Source organism: Amycolatopsis sp. NPDC049252 (assembly GCF_043197175.1).
Taxonomy (GTDB): Bacteria; Actinomycetota; Actinomycetes; order Mycobacteriales; family Pseudonocardiaceae; genus Amycolatopsis.
This window is the reverse complement of the sequence record NZ_JBICSQ010000028.1, coordinates 41,683-57,427: the sequence shown is the minus strand read 5'-3', so window position 1 is coordinate 57,427 and position 15,745 is coordinate 41,683. Positions and strand designations below refer to the sequence as shown.

Genomic DNA, 15,745 nt, shown 5'->3' with positions numbered 1-15,745 from the left:
GCTCAGACCTCCAGACGGGCGGCGTCGAGGACGGCGCCGGAGCGGACGAGTTCTTCGGCGGCCGCGATCTCGGGCGCCAGGTGCCGGTCGGGGCCGGGGCCCTCGACCTTGGTGCGGAGCAGGTCCCGGACCCGGCCGGTGACCGGTGACGGCTCGAGCGGGGCCCGGAAGTCGAGCGCCCGGGCCGCCGTCAGCAGCTCGATGGCGAGCACGGTCGTCAGGCCGTCGACGGCCTTGCGCAGCTTCCGCGCGGCCGACCAGCCCATGGAGACGTGGTCCTCCTGCATCGCGCTGCTCGGGATCGAGTCGACGGACGCGGGGACCGCGAGCCGCTTGAGCTCGCTGACGATCGCGGCCTGCGTGTACTGGGCGATCATGTGCCCGGAGTCGACGCCGGGGTCGTGCGCGAGGAACGGCGGCAGGCCGTGCGAGCGCGCCTTGTCGAGCATCCGGTCGGTGCGGCGCTCGGCGATGCTGGCCAGGTCGGCGATCGGGATGGCCAGGAAGTCCAGCACGTATGCGACGGGCGCGCCGTGGAAGTTGCCGTTGGACTCGACCCGGCCGTCGGCCAGTACGACGGGATTGTCCACAGCGGACGCCAGCTCGCGCTCGGCGACGAGCTCGGCGTGCGTGAGGCTGTCGCGCGCCGCGCCGTGCACCTGCGGGGCGCAGCGCAGCGAGTAGGCGTCCTGGACGCGGTTGCAGTCCGGGCCGCGGTGGCTCTCGACGATCTTGGAGCCCTGCAGCGCTCCCCACATCCGCGCCGCGCTCAGCGCTTGCCCGGGGTGCGGCCGCAGCGACTGCAGTTCGGCGGCGAACGCGCGGTCGGTGCCCAGCAGCGCCTCGACGCTCATCGCGGCGGTGAGGTCGGCGATGTCGAACAGCCGGTGCAGGTCGGCGGCGGCGAGCAGGAGCATGCCGAGCATGCCGTCGGTGCCGTTGGTGAGGGCGAGGCCCTCCTTCTCGGCGAGCACGACCGGCTCGATCCCGGCGTGCTTGAGCGCTTCTCCCGCGCTCATGACCTCCCTGCGGTATTCGACGTCGCCCTCCCCCATCAGCGCCAGCGCGACGGCGGCCAGGGGTGCGAGGTCGCCGGAGCAGCCGAGGGAACCGTACTCGTGGACGATCGGCGTGATGCCGGCGTTGAGCAGGGCCGCAAGCGTTTGCGCGGTGCCCGGGCGGACGCCGGTGTAGCCGCTGGCGAGGGTCCGCAGCCGCAGCAGCATCAGCCCGCGGACGACCTCCGTCTCGACGGCCGGCCCGGCGCCCGCGGCGTGCGAGCGGATCAGGCTGCGCTGCAGCGCGGTCCGGCTCTCCACCGGGATGTGGCGGGTGGCCAGCGCGCCGAACCCGGTCGAGACGCCGTACGTCGGCGAAACGGCGTGGGCGAGGTCCTCGATGTGCTGGCGGGTCGCGGCGAGGTTCTTCTCGGCCGCGTCCGTGAGCCCGACGGGCGCGTGGCCGCGGACGACGTCGACGACCTGGGCGGCGGTCATGGGTTCCGGGCCCAGGAGCACTTTTTCCGGCATGGGCCCATTGGACACGGCGCTTACCGCTGGTGGGATGCCCCACGGAGTGGTTTCGTCTGGGATCCTAGACATTAGGCTCGGGGCATGGGCGACAGCAGCGAGGTCCCGGCGCTGCGCCGCGGGCTGGCGGTGCTGCGGCTGCTGGCGACGCGCCCGGGCCCGGTGACCGCGTCGGCCATCGCGCGCGAAGCCGGCCTCCCCCGCTCCACGACGTACCACCTGCTCAACGAGCTGGAAGCCGCCGGTTTTGTCGTGCACCTGCCCGCGGAACGCCGGTACGGCCTGGGCATCGCGGCCTTCGAGCTGGGCTCGGCGTACCTGCGCCACGACCCGCTGGAGCGGCTGGCCGGGCCGTTGCTGCGCAAGCTCGTCGACCGCGCCGGGCACACCGCGCACCTCGGCGTGCTGCACGGCAACGAGTCGCTGTACCTGATCAAGGAACGCCCGGCCCGCCCGGAGACGCTGGTGACGGAGGTCGGCGTCCGGCTGCCGGCCCAGCTGACGGCGTCCGGCCGCGCGATCCTCCGGCACCTGCCCGCCCCGCACGTCCGCGCACTGTTCCCGTCGGCCTCGACGTTCGTCCTCCGCACCGGCCGCGGCCCGAGCACCCTGGCCGAACTCCGTCGCACGCTCACCGCGGAACGCCATCTCGGCTGGTCGATCGAAGACGGCCACGTCACGGACGGTTTCGCGTCGGTGGCCTGCCCGGTCTTCGACCACGGCGCCCGCCCGCTGGCCGCGATCAGCGTGACCTTGCGCCACCACTGCACGTCGGAACCGTGCGAAGAGACGTGGCCGGAGCTGGCGGCCGAGGTCGCGGCGACGGCGTCGGAACTGACCACCCGCATCGGCGGCCATCCCGGCTGACCGCCACCCGGCGGCGCCCGGCTGGTGCGATCGGGGCAACTGTCACCGAACGCCTCGATTCCACTGCGCTGGGTGATTACCTTGATTCGACAACGGTTTCGGGGGCGCGAGGGGAACCGGCGGATGGACGACGTTGCGGCATCCCGGCAGCCGGGGCACCGATGGTGACCCGGGTGGGTTTCGGCGCGGTGCTGGCCGTCGCCGAGTTCCGCGCCATGTGGACCGCCGAGCTGCTGTCGATCTGCGGTGACCAGCTCGCCCGCGTCGCGCTCGCCGTCCTGGTGTTCCAGCGAACCGACTCGGCCGCGCTGACCGGCCTGACCTACGCCCTCACCTACGTCCCGTCGCTGCTCGGAGGGGTCCTGCTGGCCGGCGCGGGCGACCGGTGGCCGCGGCGCGACGTGATGATCGGGTCCGACCTGGCCCGGGCCGCGCTGGTCGCGATCATCGCGATCCCCGGCGTCCCGCTGTGGGTGCTGTGCGTGCTGGTCGCGGTGATGACGATGCTGGGCGGGCCGTTCAAGGCGGCGCAGCAGGCGCTGCTGCCGTCGGTCCTCGAGGGTGAGCGCTACCTGGTCGGGATGGCCCTGCGGAACGTGACCATCCAGGGCGCGCAGCTGGCCGGGTTCGCCGGTGGCGGGCTGCTGATCGCGGCCCTCGCCCCGACGGCGGCCTTGGCCCTGGACGCCGTGACCTTCCTGCTGTCGGCCGCGCTGCTGGCGTCCGGGGTGCGACGACGTCCGGCTGTGGCCGCCGCGGCGACGACCGGCGGCCGCGCCTGGCTGGCGTCGACCACGGCCGGCGCGCGGCTGATCTGGCGCGATCCGGCGCTGCGGACGCTGGTGGCGCTGAACTGGCTGGCCGGGTTCTACATCGTCCCGGAAGCGCTGGCCGCGCCGTACGCGGCGGGCATCGGCGCGGGCGCGACGCTGGTCGGCCTGATCATGGCCGCGGACCCGGCGGGCAGCGTGCTCGGCGGGTTCGTCTTCGGCAAGTGGATCCCGGAAGCGGCGCAGGTCCGGCTGCTCGGCTGGCTCGGGATCGCCGCCGGGCTGCCGCTGGTCGTGTTCGTCGTGCGGCCGGGGCTGGTCCCGGCGGTGGTGCTGCTGGCCGCGTCGGGGCTACTGGCGACCGGCTACAACATCCAGGGCACGGTCTCGTTCATGCGGCGGGTACCGGACGAGCACCGCGCGCAGTGCGCCGGCGTGAACTCGGCCGGGCTGATCACCGTGCAGGGTGTCGGCGCGGCGGCCGCGGGTGTTCTGGCCGACGTGCTGAGCCCGGCGCACACCATCGCGGTGGCCGGGGCGGCGGGGGCCGCCGTGGCCGTGCCGATCGCGAGGGCGTGGCGCCGGGTCCGGCTGCTCGGCTCGGAGGAAGAGCGATGACATCAGTTGTCGCGACCGCACATGGCGCGCCTCCTTTCGCCACCTCGGTCCGAACCGGCTCCGTCACCGGGCGGACACCATGAGTATGCGCGGTGGCGGAGCACCGCGCTTTCGTGACGTCCTCGTCCCGCCGCCGCGGTGGGCGCTGTGGCGGCAGGGCCCACGGGTGATCACGTACTACCTGGTCAGCGAGACACTGGCGGTGGTGCTGACGCTGCGGCCGTCACCGATCGAGGTCGACCGCCGGACCGTCGCGATCCTCGGGGTGCTGCTGACGCTCGGAGTGCTGCAGTCGGAGACGGGCCGCCGGGTGGAGCGGATCCGCCGCCGCGTGTCGGGCACACCGCACATCAACATGACGTCGGTGTGGACGTTCGCCGGCGTCCTGCTGCTCCCGCCGCCGCTGCTCGCGGTGCTGGTCACGGGCTTGTACCTGCACCTGGCGATGCGCAGCTGGTACCGGCTGCAGCGCGTCCCGGCGTCGCGGACGGTCAGCAACGCGGCGATCATCCTGCTCTCCTGCTACGCGGCTCAGGGGGTGCTGCGCCTGGCGGGTCTCGACGACATCCGCTCGGCGATGACGCACGGCTGGGCGGGCACGTTCGCGGTGGCCGCGGCCGGCGTGACGTTCTTCGTGGTCAACGCCCTGCTGGTGCTGCCGGCCCGCCGCGAGATCGGCCGGACTCCGGAGGCGTTGTTCGGCACGTGGCCGGACAACGGCCTGGAGGTGGCGACGCTCTGTCTGGGCGCGTTGAACGCGCTGGCGGTGGCGACGCTGCCGGGCCTGGTCGTCCTGGTCCTGCCCCCGCTGCTGTTGCTGCACCGGACGGTGCTGGTCAAGCAGCTGGAGGTGGCGGCTCACCGCGACGACAAGACGGGCCTGTACAACACGAGCGGCTGGCACGCCCTGGCCGAACGCACCTTGGCGGGCGCGGCCCGCCAAGGCGGCACGTTCGGCATCCTGATGCTGGACCTGGACCACTTCAAGCAGGTGAACGACACATACGGCCACCTGGCCGGCGACGCGGTCCTCCGCGCGGTGGCCGAAGCGATCATCGCGGCCGTCCGCGGCCGTGGCGACGCGGTCGGCCGCTTCGGCGGCGACGCGGTCGGCCGCTTCGGCGGCGAGGAGTTCGTGGTCCTGCTACCAGGTATCGCCCACCAGGACATCGCCCCGGTGGCCGAGCGAATCCGCAGGGCGATCAGCACCCTGACCGTCCCGGTGGGTCAGCTGCAGGTGACGGGCCTGTCGGTATCGATAGGCATAGCCGCGTACCCCACGGCGGGAACAGCCCTGCAAAGACTGCTCGACGCCGCGGACACAGCCCTTTACCACGCAAAAGCCACGGGAAGGAACAAGGTGGTCCACGTAGCGGACCTGGTCTAGCGGAAGGTTATGAGGCCCGAACGAACCGGCGCCGCCCGGAAGAGGCATCAAGCCCCAACATAGCGAGCAGCTCAGCACACTCGGTGACATCCGAGGAGTGCCCGGCAACAGTGATGACGGCCTTGTCGTTCTGCTCGGCAAGCCGCTCAGCCTCTTCAGCCCGGATAACACCCATCCGGCTGTCTTCGTCGTTGGCGGTGGAGCTGCCATTGGATCGGGCCCAGGTCATCTGGCACCTACTTCCGGCACGGGCATCCCCGGCCGAGACCGACCGGAAACCCACAACCATTCGTCGACCCACAGCATGACACCCCGAGTGAAATCACCCACAAGGAGGCCCCCTACAACACCCCCAGTAATCACCCGGCCACACCCCATCCAGCCCCGAAAAACCACAAGGAAAGATCGACAACGGCCACCAAGGAGACCCCCTGACGGGCCGCCGCTGAGCCGAAGAGCCAAGGGGCGAAGCCCCAGGCACAAGCCGGAAAGCAGACGGGACACAGAGCCCGGAAAACGCGGAGCGAAGCGAGCCGGAGACAAGGCCGAGGCACCCGCGGCAAAGCGAGCAGAACGCCGCCCCCGAGCACGAGGGTGAAGCGACGCAGTGGGAGCAGAGCCCAGAAACGCGGAGCGAAGCGAGCCGGGGGCCGAGGTCCAGGCACGAGTGGAAAAGAGGCAAAGAGCAGAGCCCCCGGATCGCAGGGCGAGACCCGGGCACAAGGAGACGAACTGGACCAAGCGAAGCCCAGGCACGACAGACAGACCGGAGCCAGAGCCGAGCCCAGAGGCGAGGTGGCAAGAGCAGCAAGGACGGACCAGAACACGACCGAAGCGGCCCGGCCGCAACCACCAGAAGGCACGGAGTGAAGCCCGGCACGAAGGAAAGCGGCAAGGACAGAGCCCCCGGAACAAGGTGGCAAGCGAGGCAAGCGCCGAGGCCAGGACCACAGACCGAAGCAAGGCCGAGCCCCAGACATGAGGAGCAAAACGAACCCCCGGCGGAGCCCAAACACGCGGAGCGGAACGAACCCTGGCGGAGCCCAAACACGCGGAGCGAAGCCTGGCGGAGCCCAAACATGCGGAGCGGAGCGAAGCCAGAGCAGCGCCCAGCCGGGAGAAGCGGAGCGGGGGCAAGGGGCGAAGCCCCAAGTCAGAGGGGCGAAGCCAAAGGCGAAGGGGCGAAGCCCCGAAGCCCAGGCCCGAGGAGCGAAGCGAGGGGGCAAGGGGCGAAGCCCCAAGCATGAGGGGCGAAGCCCAGGGCGAAAGGGCGAAGCCCATGAGCCCCCAAGCCCGAGAACCAGGGGCAAAGCCCCGACCGGGGCCAGGGGGCGAAGCCCCCGGCGGGGGTCCAGGGGGCGGAGCCCCCTGGCGGGGGTCTGGGGGTTCGACCCCCAGATGCGATGAACGAAACGAAGAGAAGGCCCAAGCCCCGAAGGGGCGAGGGCCTTCTCGAAGTGGAGGTGCCGGGAATTGAACCCGGGTCCTCTGGCGTATCGACAGGACTTCTCCGTGCGCAGTCCGCTGCGTCTCTACTTGGCTCCTTCAGTCACGCGAACAAGCTGAAGTGACGAGCCCAGCCACTGTTTGCTTCACGGCAGGTCCCCGTGGCCGGGACTGCCGCTGAGCCTCCTAGCTGATGCCGGTACCCGGGTCGGAGGCACACCCGGGCCGACAGAGACGCACTCGCTCAGGCGGCGAGGGCGTACTCGCGCTGATTGGAATCGGCGCTTATTCGATTGCGATGACGCTTACGGTGGTCTCTCGCCTGCACCGGCACGCTTCTCCTGCCTCAACGTCCAAAGTCGAAACCGTTCACCCCCTTGGTGGGACACAACCTGTACATCATAACGCGTGGCGCCACCCGGTTACTCCCAGCCGGGGTAGGGCCAGCCCTACCGGCGGGATGCCCGCGCGCACCATGTCGGACGAGCTCCGGAAACGCGAGGCTTGGTGGCATCGTGGGATGAAGGGAGCCAGGTCATGGCCAGCGAGAGGCGGGATCCGCCGTTCGGCGGTTCGGTGGTGTTCCTGCTGATGAACCTGCCGTTGGGGGTGGCGGCGTTCGCGTTGCTGACGTCGTTCACGGCGGCCGGTCTGGGGACGGCCGTGGTGTGGGTGGGTGTCGGCTTGCTGGCGGTGCTGGTGCTGGCGGTGCGGGGTGCCGCGCGGATGGAGCGGGCGCGGGTCTACGCGTTGCTGGACCGGTACATCGATCTGCCGTACCTGCCGTTGCCCGCCGGTAAGCAGTCGCTGCGGTGGAAGGCGCGGTTGAAGGACACGTCGACGTGGCGGGACCTGCTGTACTTCTTCGTGTTGTTCCCGCTGGGGCTGATCGAGTTCACGCTGGTGACGGCGTTCTGGTCGACGAGCCTGGCGCTGGCGGGGCTGCCGGTCTACTTCCGGTGGCTGCCGGGTGGGGCGTACCACTTCCCGTCGGACGAGCTGCGCTGGCTGACCGTGGACTCCACGGTCGAAGCGCTACCGTGGGCGGCGCTGGGGGTGTTGTTCATCGCGTTGTCGGTGGCGCTGACGAGGGCGCTGGCGGGGACGCACGCCCGGCTCGCGAACGCGTTGCTGGGCCCGACGGTGGCGCAGCGCCGTCGGATGGAGTGCTGGTGGGAAGACGCGGAAGAGAAGAACCTGGTGGCGGGATGAGTCCCGAGCAACAGCAGCTGGAGCACCCGCGGCCGCACCCGGCCCGCACGATCGGGTACATGATCCTGAGCTTCTTCTTCCGGATCCTGCAGTTCGTGCTGATCGTGACCGGGATTTCGGTGGGTGTCGGCACGGCGGTGGTGTGGATCGGGTTCCCGATCCTGCTGGCGACGACGAGCTTCGTCCGCTGGTCGGCGGATCGGGAGCGGAGCTGGGCCGGGACGATGCTGCGGGTGCCGCTGCCGCCGGTGGAGCGGCGGCCGTACGAAGAGGGCCAGCCGCTGTTGCGGCGGTGGATGGTGCGGCTGAGTGATCCGACGACGTGGCGGGACCTGGCTTACCTGATGGCGGCGTTCCCGCTGGCGTGCGTGGAGCTCGGGATCGCGCTGGCGTCGGTCGTGCTGCTGCCGATGGCGGTCTGGGTGACGCCGTGGCTGGGCTGGTTGCACGGGGAGCTGGCGATCGCGTTGCTGGGCCCGAACCGCACGAAGCGGCTGGAGCAGAAGGCCGAGCGGCTGCAGGCGTCGCGGGCTCGAGGGGTGGACGCGGCCGAGGCGGAGCGTCGCCGCATCGAGCGTGATCTGCACGACGGCGCGCAGCAGCGGCTGGTGGCCGTCGCGATGAGCCTGGGACGGGCGAAGTCGAAGTTCGACCACGATCCCGAGGGTGTGCGGGCGCTGATCGACGAGGCGCACGCGGACGCGAAGCTCGCGGTGTCGGAGCTGCGGGACCTGGCGCGCGGGATCTACCCGGCGGTGCTGGGCGACCGGGGCCTGGACGCGGCCCTGTCGGCGCAGGCGGCGAAGTCGCCGATCCCGGTGGACGTCACGGTGGACGTGAACCCGCGGCCGCCGGCGGCGGTGGAGACCACGGCGTACTTCATCGTCGGCGAGACCCTGACGAACATCGCGAAGCACTCCGGCGCGACCGAAGCGGGCGTGAAGGTGTGGCGGACCGACAACCACGTCGTCGTCGAGATCACCGACAACGGCCACGGTGGCGCCGAGGTGCGTCCCGGCGGCGGGCTGGCCGGGCTGGCCGACCGCGCCGCAACGATCGACGGCGTGATCACCGTCGTCAGCCCGGTCGGCGGCCCGACCGTAATCCGGGCTGACCTCCCCTGTGAATGGTGAATAGGCTGGGCCCCGTTCATCCACGAACCTGGGGGCCGGATGCGGGTAGTCATCGCCGAAGACGCCGTGCTGCTGCGGGCCGGGGTGACCCGTCTGCTCGCCGACGAGGGCATCGAGACGGTCGCGGCCGTCGACAACGGGGACGACCTGCTCGGCGCGGTCCAGGAACACCGTCCTGACCTGGCGATCGTCGACGTGCGGATGCCCCCGACGTTCACCGACGAGGGCCTGCGCGCCGCCCTCGCGGCCCGCAAGGAGCTGCCGGGCCTGCCGGTGCTGGTGCTGTCGCAGTACGTCGAGGAGTCGTACGCGGTCGAGCTGCTCTCGGGCGGCGCCGGCGGCGTGGGCTACCTGCTGAAGGAGCGGGTGGCGGACGTCGCGGACTTCCTGGACGCGGTCCGCCGGGTGGCGAACGGCGGCACGGCGATCGACCCGGACGTCATCGCCCAGCTGATGGCCCGCGGCCGCCGCAACCCGCTGGACGCCCTGACCGCCCGCGAATCCGAGGTCCTCGGCCTGATGGCCCAGGGCCTGTCGAACACGGCGATCGCGAACTCCCTGGTGGTCTCCCACGGCGCGGTGGAGAAGCACATCGGCAACATCTTCTCGAAACTCGGCCTGGAGGCGAGCGCGGAGGAACACCGTCGCGTCCGTGCTGTCCTCACCTATCTCGGCCGCTGAGCGGACGTTCGGTGACCAAAAGTCCCGTAAGGTGGACGCTGGGTCACCCGTTCTGACGGCGGCGCCTGCGAGTCCCCTCACCTACCATGAGCGGACCCGCGGGAGAGAGGAGCGCGCGGATGTCCGACGAAACCCGCTGCGTCCGCTTCTTCGGCGGTCCGCTCGACGGCCGGGTCCAGGAGCTCGGGGACGCCGAGCCGGTGCCCGGCACCGTCATCCGGCACATCCACCTGCACGCCGGCCCGAAGATCGAGACGCGCTACGAGCTCGGCCTCACCGAAGACGGCTGGGAGTACCGGGTCGCCGCGCCTTCGCGCAGTGAAGCCGAACCCGACGGCATCCGGGAGTCCTGAGGCCGTCCGGGGGTAGGGAGAACCCCCGCAGGGCGCGGGGGTGAACAGGACCCCGAAGAGGGCGGTCAGCACCGCTGTTCCCGCAGGTCGATGCGGCCAAGCTCTACTGCATGCAGACAAGCCAGGGGGTCGCACGAGGCGGCCGGGACAGGTTTCTCGACGTCGTCCGGGCGGGGGCCATCCTCGCCGTCATCACCCAGCACTGGGTCATGCCGGTGCTCTCCTACTCCGACGGCAACCTCAGCACCGGCAACGCGCTGGCGACGCCGGGCTGGTGGGTCGTCACCTGGCTGTCGCAGGTGATGCCCCTCGTTTTCTTCGCCGGGGGCGCCGCCAACCTCATCTCGCTGCGCCGGGCCGAGTCGCCGCGCAAGTGGCTCGCCGCGCGAATCCGGCGCCTGATGGTGCCGGTGCTGCCGCTGATGGCCGTTTGGCTGGTCGTGCCGGACTTCCTGCGCGGCCTGGGGGTTCCGCCGCAGCCGTTGCAGGTCGGCAGCGCGATCGCCGCGCAGCTGCTGTGGTTCCTCGCGGTGTACGTCCTGGTCGTGCTGCTCACGCCGGTGATGGTCGCCGCACACCGCCGCTGGGGCCTCAAGGTTCCGCTGGTGATGGCCGTGGCGGGCGTGCTCGTCGACGTCGCGCGCTTCAACGACCTCGGCTACATCGGTTACGCCAACGCGATCTTCGTCTGGGTCGCGGTGCACCAGCTCGGCTTCCACTACGTCGAAGGCCGGCTCGGCTCGCTGACCCGTCGCGGCGCGCTGACGCTCTCGGCCGCCGGCTTCGGCGTCACCGCGCTGATGGTCGCGTTCGGCCCCTACCCGGCCAGCATGATCGGCATGCCGGGGGCGCCGGTGTCGAACATGAGCCCGCCGACCGTGCTGCTCGCCTTCCTCGCCGTCGGCCAGATCGGCCTGCTGCTCGCCTTCCGCCCGCAGCTCAACGCCCTGGCCGAGCGGCCGGGGATCGGGAACGCGCTCAGCTGGCTGGGCGCGCGGTTCATGAGCGTCTACCTGTGGCACATGCCGGCGCTGATCGTGGTGGCGGGCGTGACGGTCTACGGCCTCGGCTACGAAACCCCGGCGCCGGGATCGCTGCTCTGGCTGGTCATGGCGCCCGCGTGGTTCGCCGTGTGCGGCATGGTCCTGCTGGGCCTGCTGCGGCTGTTCGCCCACTTCGAGACGCAGCGTGACGCGTTCGCCGTCACCGCGAAGCTGCCGCAGCTGATCGTGGCCGGGCTGATGGTGTCGGGTGGCCTGCTCGGCCTCGCCGCCCACGGCTTCGCGCCGCTGTCGGACGGGATAGCGCACGGCCCGGTGCCGTGGGTGGTGCTCGCCACGGCGGGGTTCCTGTTGGCGGGCAAGCACCTCCCGGTGACGGACCTGGGCACCCGGCTGCTGGGCCGCGCGGTCGCCGTCTCGGAACGGGCCACCGTCAGGCGTTGAGCAACCGCAGCGGGGTGTCGTGCAGGACGGCCCGCAGGAACGGCTCCCCCAGGCGATCGTCGGCGGCCCAGCCGGCGATCGCCTGCAGCTGTGTCGCGTAGGAGTACGGGATGTTCGGGAAGTCGGTGCCCAGCACGACGCGATCGGCGACGTCCGCCAGCCGCGACGTCCAGTCCGGCGGCAACGGCGACATCGCCTCGGCGAACGGCACCCCGACCATCGTCGTGTCGAGGTGCACCCGCGGGTACCTGGCGAGCAGGTCGAACGCGGCGCCGAACTCCGGCATCGCCGAGTGCGCCAGCACCGCCGTCAGGTTCGGGTGCCGGGCCAGGACTTCTTCGAACACCCGCAACCCGGTGAAGTCGCCCCGCAACGGACCGTGTCCACAGTGGACGACCACGGGCACGCCCGCGTCGGCCAGCGCGCCCCACACCGGCGTCAGCTGCTCGTCACGCGGGTCGTACGCGCCGACCTGCACGTGCGCCTTGAACACCTTCGCACCGGCCCGCAGCGCACTGTCCACAGCGGACCCCGCGCCCGGCTCCGGGTAGAACGTCCCGGTCGGCACGGCGTCCGGCACCCGCGACGCGAACTCCAGCGCCCACTCGGTCAGCCACTGCGCCATTCCCGGCTTGTGCGGGTAGACGAGCGGCGCGAACCGGGTCACGCCGAGGGTCTTCAGCGTGGCGATCCGGTCCTGCTCGTCGGTGCGGTAGTGCACCGGCCACTCGGTGCCGTAGTGCGTGGTGGCCCGGTCGAAGTACGCCCAGACCTTGTCCATCACCGGTTTCGGCAGGAAGTGGACGTGCAGGTCCACCAGGCCCGGCAGGCCGAGCGCAGACGTCCAGCGCGCGACGTCGGCGTCGCCGGCAGGCCCCGCCGTCACTCCGTGAACCGGCCCTTCAGCGCGCGTCCCATCGCCTTGCTGATGTCCCGCTCGGCGTCGCGCTTGGCCAGCGTCTGCCGCTTGTCGTAGGCCTTCTTGCCCTTCGCCAGCGCGATTTCGACCTTGACCTTGCCGTCCTTGAAGTACATCGACAGCGGCACCAGCGAGAGCCCGCTCTCCTTGGTCTTGCCGATGAGCTTCTCGATCTCCCGCCGGTGCAGCAGCAGCTTCCGGGTGCGCCGCGGGGTGTGGTTGGTCCACGTACCCTGCGTGTACTCCGGGATGTGCACGTTGCGCAGCCAGACTTCGCCGTCGTCGACGGTCGCGAACGCGTCCGCCAGGGACGCCTTGCCCTCGCGCAGGCTCTTCACCTCGGTGCCGACGAGCACGAGACCGGCCTCGTAGGTGTCGAGAATGGAGTAATCGTGCCGCGCCTTGCGGTTCGACACGATCACCTTCTGGCCACGTTCCTTGGGCATACGACCACTCTACGTGATTCTCGAAACGACGAGCAGCTGGTTAAAACTAGTGCCGGACGTACAGGCGGAGCGTGACGTAACCGGTGAGGGCGGAGATCACCACGGACACCCCGAGCAGGATCGGCGCGACCGGGAACAGCAGTTCCAGCATGGTGATCTTCGGGAACACGTCACCGGTGAACACCGAGTCGAGGAAGCTCGCCTTGGTGAGCACCAGCATGATGATCCCGAGGACCGCGCCGACCACGCCGGCGACCACCGCCTCCAGGAGGAACGGCAGCTGCGTGTACCAGCGCGTCGCGCCGACCAGCCGCATGATCCCGACCTCGGTGCGCCGGGTGAACGCGGACACCTGGATCGTGTTCGCGATCAGCAGCAGCGCGGCGATGGCCATGATGAGCGCGGCACCGAAGGCCATGTTCCGGACACCGTTGAAGGCGTTGAACACGCGGTCGAGGAACTTCTTCTGGTCGTCGACCTTCCGCACGCCCGGCTTGGTGCTGTAGGCCTGCACGATCGACTCGCTGCGGTCCGGGTCCTTCAGCTTCACGTGCAGCGAAGCGGGCAGGGACTCGGGACCGGTGAGGGCCACCAGCTCGGGCTGGCTCTCGAAGATCTTCTTGAACCGATCGAAGGCCTGGTCGCGGTTCTCGAACACGACCGACTCGACACCGTCGTTGCCCTGCAGGTCCGAACGCAGCGACTGGCAGAGCGACTGGGTGCAGTTCTTGTCGTTCGCGCTGATGTCGTCGGTGAGGTAGACCGAAACCTCGACGTCGGCGAGGAAGTTGGACTTCATCTTGTCGATCGTCCGCACGGCCAGCAGGCCGCCGCCGAGCATGGCGAGCGACACGGCCGTGGTCAGCATCATCGCGATGGTCATCGTGATGTTCCGGCGCAGGCCGGTGATTACCTCACTGAAGACGAAACTGGCGCGCATGTCGGGTGCAGATCCTTGGGGTCGGGGGCGTGCGGGGGTGGGCGGTCAGCGGCCGATGCCGTAGACGCCGCGGGCGTCGTCGCGGACCACCCGGCCGAGCTGCAGCTCGACGACACGGCGCCGCATGGAGTCCACGATGCCGTGGTCGTGGGTCGCCATCAGGACGGTCGTGCCGGTGCGGTTGATCCGCTCCAGCAACAGCATGATGTCCTGGCTGGTGTCGGGGTCCAGGTTCCCGGTCGGCTCGTCGGCGAGCAGCACCAGCGGCCGGTTCACGAACGCGCGCGCGATCGCGACGCGCTGCTGCTCACCACCGGAGAGCTCGTTGGGCAGCCGGTCCGCCTTGCCGTCGAGGCCGACGAGCTCGAGCACCTCGGGGACGACCTTCTTGATGGTCGGGCCGGGCTTGCCGATGACCTCGAGGGCGAACGCGACGTTCTCGGCGACGGTCTTGTTGGCCAGCAGGCGGAAGTCCTGGAAGACGCAGCCGATGGTCTGCCGCAGGCGGGGGACCCGGCGGCGGGCCAGCTTGGCGACGTCGAAGTTGGACACCATCACGCGGCCCTTGCTCGGCGTCTCTTCGCGCAGCAGCAGCCGGAGGAAGGTCGACTTCCCCGATCCCGAGGGACCGATGAGGAAGACGAACTCACCCTTTTCGATGTCGACGGACACCCGCTCGAGCGCGGGCCGCGTCGAGGTCTTGTAGACCTTGGAAACCTCTTCGAGCCGGATCACGATTCGGCATACTACCCACCGGTCTCGTGAAGCCCCGGTTGCCTGTGCCACCCGGGTGGAGCAAGGGGCGTTTGCGCACGGTGAGCGGTCACGCGAACACCCCTTGCGCCGTTAAACGGCCGCCGACTGCTTCCGCCAGCGGATGCCGGCGTCGAGGAAGCCGTCGATCTCACCGTCGAGCACCGCCGACGGGTTGCCGACCTCGAAGTCGGTCCGCAGGTCCTTGACCATCTGGTACGGGTGCAGCACGTAGGAGCGCATCTGGTTGCCCCAGCTGGAGCCGCCGTCCTTGAGCGCGTCCATCTCGGCGCGCTCCTCTTCCTTCTTGCGCAGCATCAGCCGGGCCTGGAGGACCTTCAGCGCGGCGGCCTTGTTCTGCAGCTGCGACTTCTCGTTCTGGCAGGAGACGACGATGCCGGTCGGCAGGTGCGTGATGCGCACCGCGGAGTCGGTCGTGTTGACGCTCTGCCCACCCGGGCCGGACGACCGGTAGACGTCGACGCGGATGTCCTTCTCCGCGATGTCGACGTGGTCGACCTCTTCGACCTCGGGCAGCACCTCGACGTGCGCGAAGGAGGTCTGGCGGCGGCTCTGGTTGTCGAACGGCGAGATCCGGACGAGCCGGTGGGTGCCCTGCTCGACCGAGAGGGTGCCGTAGACGTAGGGGGCGGTGACCTTGAAGGTCGCCGACTTGATCCCCGCTTCTTCGGCGTAGGAGATGTCGTAGACGTCGGTCGGGTAGCCGTGGCGCTCCGCCCAGCGCAGGTACATGCGGAGCAGCATCTCGGCGAAGTCCGCGGCGTCGACGCCGCCGGCCTCGGAGCGGATGGTGACGACGGCGTTGCGGTCGTCGTACTCGCCGGAGAGCAGGGTACGGACCTCGAGGCCGTCGATGGCCTTGCCGAGATCGGTCAGCTCGCCCTCGGCCTCGGCCATGCTGCCGACGTCACCCTCGGCCTCGGAGAGCTCGTAGAGCACGCCCAGGTCGTCGAGCCGCTGGCGCAGCTCGCTGACCCGGCGCAGCTCGCCCTGGCGGTGGGACAGCTGACTCGTCACCTTCTGCGCCGCCTCCGGGTCGTCCCAGAGGTTGGGGCTCGAAGCCTGCTGCTCCAGGTCGGCCACCTGCGCGCGCAACGAGTCGAGGTCCATCACCGACTCGATCTGCGTCAGCTTGCCGGTCAGGTCCTTCAATGCCGCGTCGAACTCATCACTCACGTTTGTCGAGGTTACGGCAAAACCCACGACCGGTCGCGAGCACCGGTCG

The 15,745-nt window shown here is 70.4% G+C and carries 15 protein-coding genes and 1 other RNA gene; 8 read left to right on the top strand and 8 right to left on the bottom strand.

The genetic code is table 11. From position 1 onward, the window contains the following. Positions 1–2 precede the first annotated feature (2 nt). Positions 3–1,529 (bottom strand): histidine ammonia-lyase, encoded by a 1,527-nt coding sequence (gene hutH / locus ACGFMK_RS26455; protein ID WP_392768353.1) that lies wholly within the window; start codon positions 1,527–1,529, stop codon positions 3–5. 84 nt (positions 1,530–1,613) lie between these two features. Here hutH and ACGFMK_RS26450 point away from each other — a divergent pair, with 84 nt between their 5' ends. The 3 genes from ACGFMK_RS26450 to ACGFMK_RS26440 all read left to right on the top strand — a co-directional run bounded on the left by ACGFMK_RS26450 (position 1,614) and on the right by ACGFMK_RS26440 (position 5,171). Next, positions 1,614–2,396: an IclR family transcriptional regulator gene (locus ACGFMK_RS26450; protein ID WP_392768350.1), complete on the top strand. Its 783-nt coding sequence runs from the start codon at positions 1,614–1,616 to the stop codon at positions 2,394–2,396. Positions 2,397–2,557: 161 nt separating this feature from the next. Beyond that, the gene (locus tag ACGFMK_RS26445) at positions 2,558–3,784 is read left to right on the top strand and encodes an MFS transporter (protein ID WP_392768348.1); all 1,227 of its coding nucleotides are present in this window, start codon (positions 2,558–2,560) and stop codon (positions 3,782–3,784) included. Between the two features lie 79 nt (positions 3,785–3,863). Further along, a complete protein-coding gene (locus ACGFMK_RS26440) occupies positions 3,864–5,171 on the top strand; it encodes a diguanylate cyclase (protein ID WP_392768345.1) in 1,308 nt (435 codons plus the stop codon). Between the two features lie 7 nt (positions 5,172–5,178). On the opposite strand, the gene ACGFMK_RS26435 is transcribed toward ACGFMK_RS26440, so the two are convergent. Beyond that, positions 5,179–5,400, bottom strand: coding sequence for a hypothetical protein (locus tag ACGFMK_RS26435; protein ID WP_247061315.1), 222 nt, complete (start codon positions 5,398–5,400; stop codon positions 5,179–5,181). Between the two features lie 1,226 nt (positions 5,401–6,626). Next, positions 6,627–6,994: a transfer-messenger RNA gene (gene ssrA / locus ACGFMK_RS26430) on the bottom strand. Positions 6,995–7,154: 160 nt separating this feature from the next. Here ssrA and ACGFMK_RS26425 point away from each other — a divergent pair. From ACGFMK_RS26425 to ACGFMK_RS26405, 5 genes are all read left to right on the top strand, one after another. Continuing rightward, complete coding sequence (locus tag ACGFMK_RS26425) at positions 7,155–7,829, top strand: sensor domain-containing protein (RefSeq protein WP_392768342.1); 675 nt, start codon at positions 7,155–7,157, stop codon at positions 7,827–7,829. Further along, on the top strand, positions 7,826–8,962 hold the full coding sequence (locus tag ACGFMK_RS26420) for a sensor histidine kinase (RefSeq protein ID WP_392768339.1): 1,137 nt from the start codon (positions 7,826–7,828) through the stop codon (positions 8,960–8,962). The genes ACGFMK_RS26425 and ACGFMK_RS26420 overlap by 4 nt, the downstream gene beginning before the upstream one ends. Before the next feature lie 39 nt (positions 8,963–9,001). Further along, a complete protein-coding gene (locus ACGFMK_RS26415; RefSeq protein ID WP_323332018.1) occupies positions 9,002–9,643 on the top strand; it encodes a response regulator transcription factor in 642 nt (213 codons plus the stop codon). A gap of 119 nt (positions 9,644–9,762) precedes the next feature. Then, complete coding sequence (locus tag ACGFMK_RS26410; RefSeq protein WP_323332017.1) at positions 9,763–9,996, top strand: hypothetical protein; 234 nt, start codon at positions 9,763–9,765, stop codon at positions 9,994–9,996. A 110-nt stretch (positions 9,997–10,106) separates the two neighbouring features. Then, positions 10,107–11,441 (top strand): acyltransferase, encoded by a 1,335-nt coding sequence (locus ACGFMK_RS26405; protein WP_392768336.1) that lies wholly within the window; start codon positions 10,107–10,109, stop codon positions 11,439–11,441. On the opposite strand, the gene ACGFMK_RS26400 is transcribed toward ACGFMK_RS26405, so the two are convergent. The 5 genes from ACGFMK_RS26400 to prfB form a co-directional block, all read right to left on the bottom strand. Continuing rightward, positions 11,431–12,327, bottom strand: coding sequence for an amidohydrolase family protein (locus ACGFMK_RS26400; protein WP_392768333.1), 897 nt, complete (start codon positions 12,325–12,327; stop codon positions 11,431–11,433). The genes ACGFMK_RS26405 and ACGFMK_RS26400 overlap by 11 nt on opposite strands. Further along, a complete protein-coding gene (smpB, locus tag ACGFMK_RS26395; protein WP_392768332.1) occupies positions 12,324–12,806 on the bottom strand; it encodes an SsrA-binding protein SmpB in 483 nt (160 codons plus the stop codon). The genes ACGFMK_RS26400 and smpB overlap by 4 nt, the downstream gene beginning before the upstream one ends. A 46-nt stretch (positions 12,807–12,852) precedes the next feature. After that, the gene (gene ftsX, locus ACGFMK_RS26390) at positions 12,853–13,746 is read right to left on the bottom strand and encodes a permease-like cell division protein FtsX (protein WP_323332013.1); all 894 of its coding nucleotides are present in this window, start codon (positions 13,744–13,746) and stop codon (positions 12,853–12,855) included. A gap of 45 nt (positions 13,747–13,791) precedes the next feature. After that, positions 13,792–14,481, bottom strand: a complete 690-nt coding sequence (gene ftsE, locus ACGFMK_RS26385) for a cell division ATP-binding protein FtsE (protein ID WP_323332012.1) — start codon at positions 14,479–14,481, stop codon at positions 13,792–13,794. Between the two features lie 111 nt (positions 14,482–14,592). After that, the gene (gene prfB / locus ACGFMK_RS26380) at positions 14,593–15,696 is read right to left on the bottom strand and encodes a peptide chain release factor 2 (protein ID WP_392768329.1); all 1,104 of its coding nucleotides are present in this window, start codon (positions 15,694–15,696) and stop codon (positions 14,593–14,595) included. Positions 15,697–15,745: the final 49 nt, after the last annotated feature.

Bases quoted from the DNA above. Each gene is read 5' to 3' on its own strand.
- hutH (WP_392768353.1), bottom strand. From the start codon at position 1,529: ATGCCGGAAAAAGTGCTCCTGGGCCCGGAACCCATGACCGCCGCCCAG.
- ACGFMK_RS26450 (WP_392768350.1), top strand. From the start codon at position 1,614: ATGGGCGACAGCAGCGAGGTCCCGGCGCTGCGCCGCGGGCTGGCGGTG.
- ACGFMK_RS26445 (WP_392768348.1), top strand. From the start codon at position 2,558: ATGGTGACCCGGGTGGGTTTCGGCGCGGTGCTGGCCGTCGCCGAGTTC.
- ACGFMK_RS26440 (WP_392768345.1), top strand. From the start codon at position 3,864: ATGAGTATGCGCGGTGGCGGAGCACCGCGCTTTCGTGACGTCCTCGTC.
- ACGFMK_RS26435 (WP_247061315.1), bottom strand. From the start codon at position 5,400: ATGACCTGGGCCCGATCCAATGGCAGCTCCACCGCCAACGACGAAGAC.
- ACGFMK_RS26425 (WP_392768342.1), top strand. From the start codon at position 7,155: ATGGCCAGCGAGAGGCGGGATCCGCCGTTCGGCGGTTCGGTGGTGTTC.
- ACGFMK_RS26420 (WP_392768339.1), top strand. From the start codon at position 7,826: ATGAGTCCCGAGCAACAGCAGCTGGAGCACCCGCGGCCGCACCCGGCC.
- ACGFMK_RS26415 (WP_323332018.1), top strand. From the start codon at position 9,002: ATGCGGGTAGTCATCGCCGAAGACGCCGTGCTGCTGCGGGCCGGGGTG.
- ACGFMK_RS26410 (WP_323332017.1), top strand. From the start codon at position 9,763: ATGTCCGACGAAACCCGCTGCGTCCGCTTCTTCGGCGGTCCGCTCGAC.
- ACGFMK_RS26405 (WP_392768336.1), top strand. From the start codon at position 10,107: ATGCAGACAAGCCAGGGGGTCGCACGAGGCGGCCGGGACAGGTTTCTC.
- smpB (WP_392768332.1), bottom strand. From the start codon at position 12,806: ATGCCCAAGGAACGTGGCCAGAAGGTGATCGTGTCGAACCGCAAGGCG.
- ftsX (WP_323332013.1), bottom strand. From the start codon at position 13,746: ATGCGCGCCAGTTTCGTCTTCAGTGAGGTAATCACCGGCCTGCGCCGG.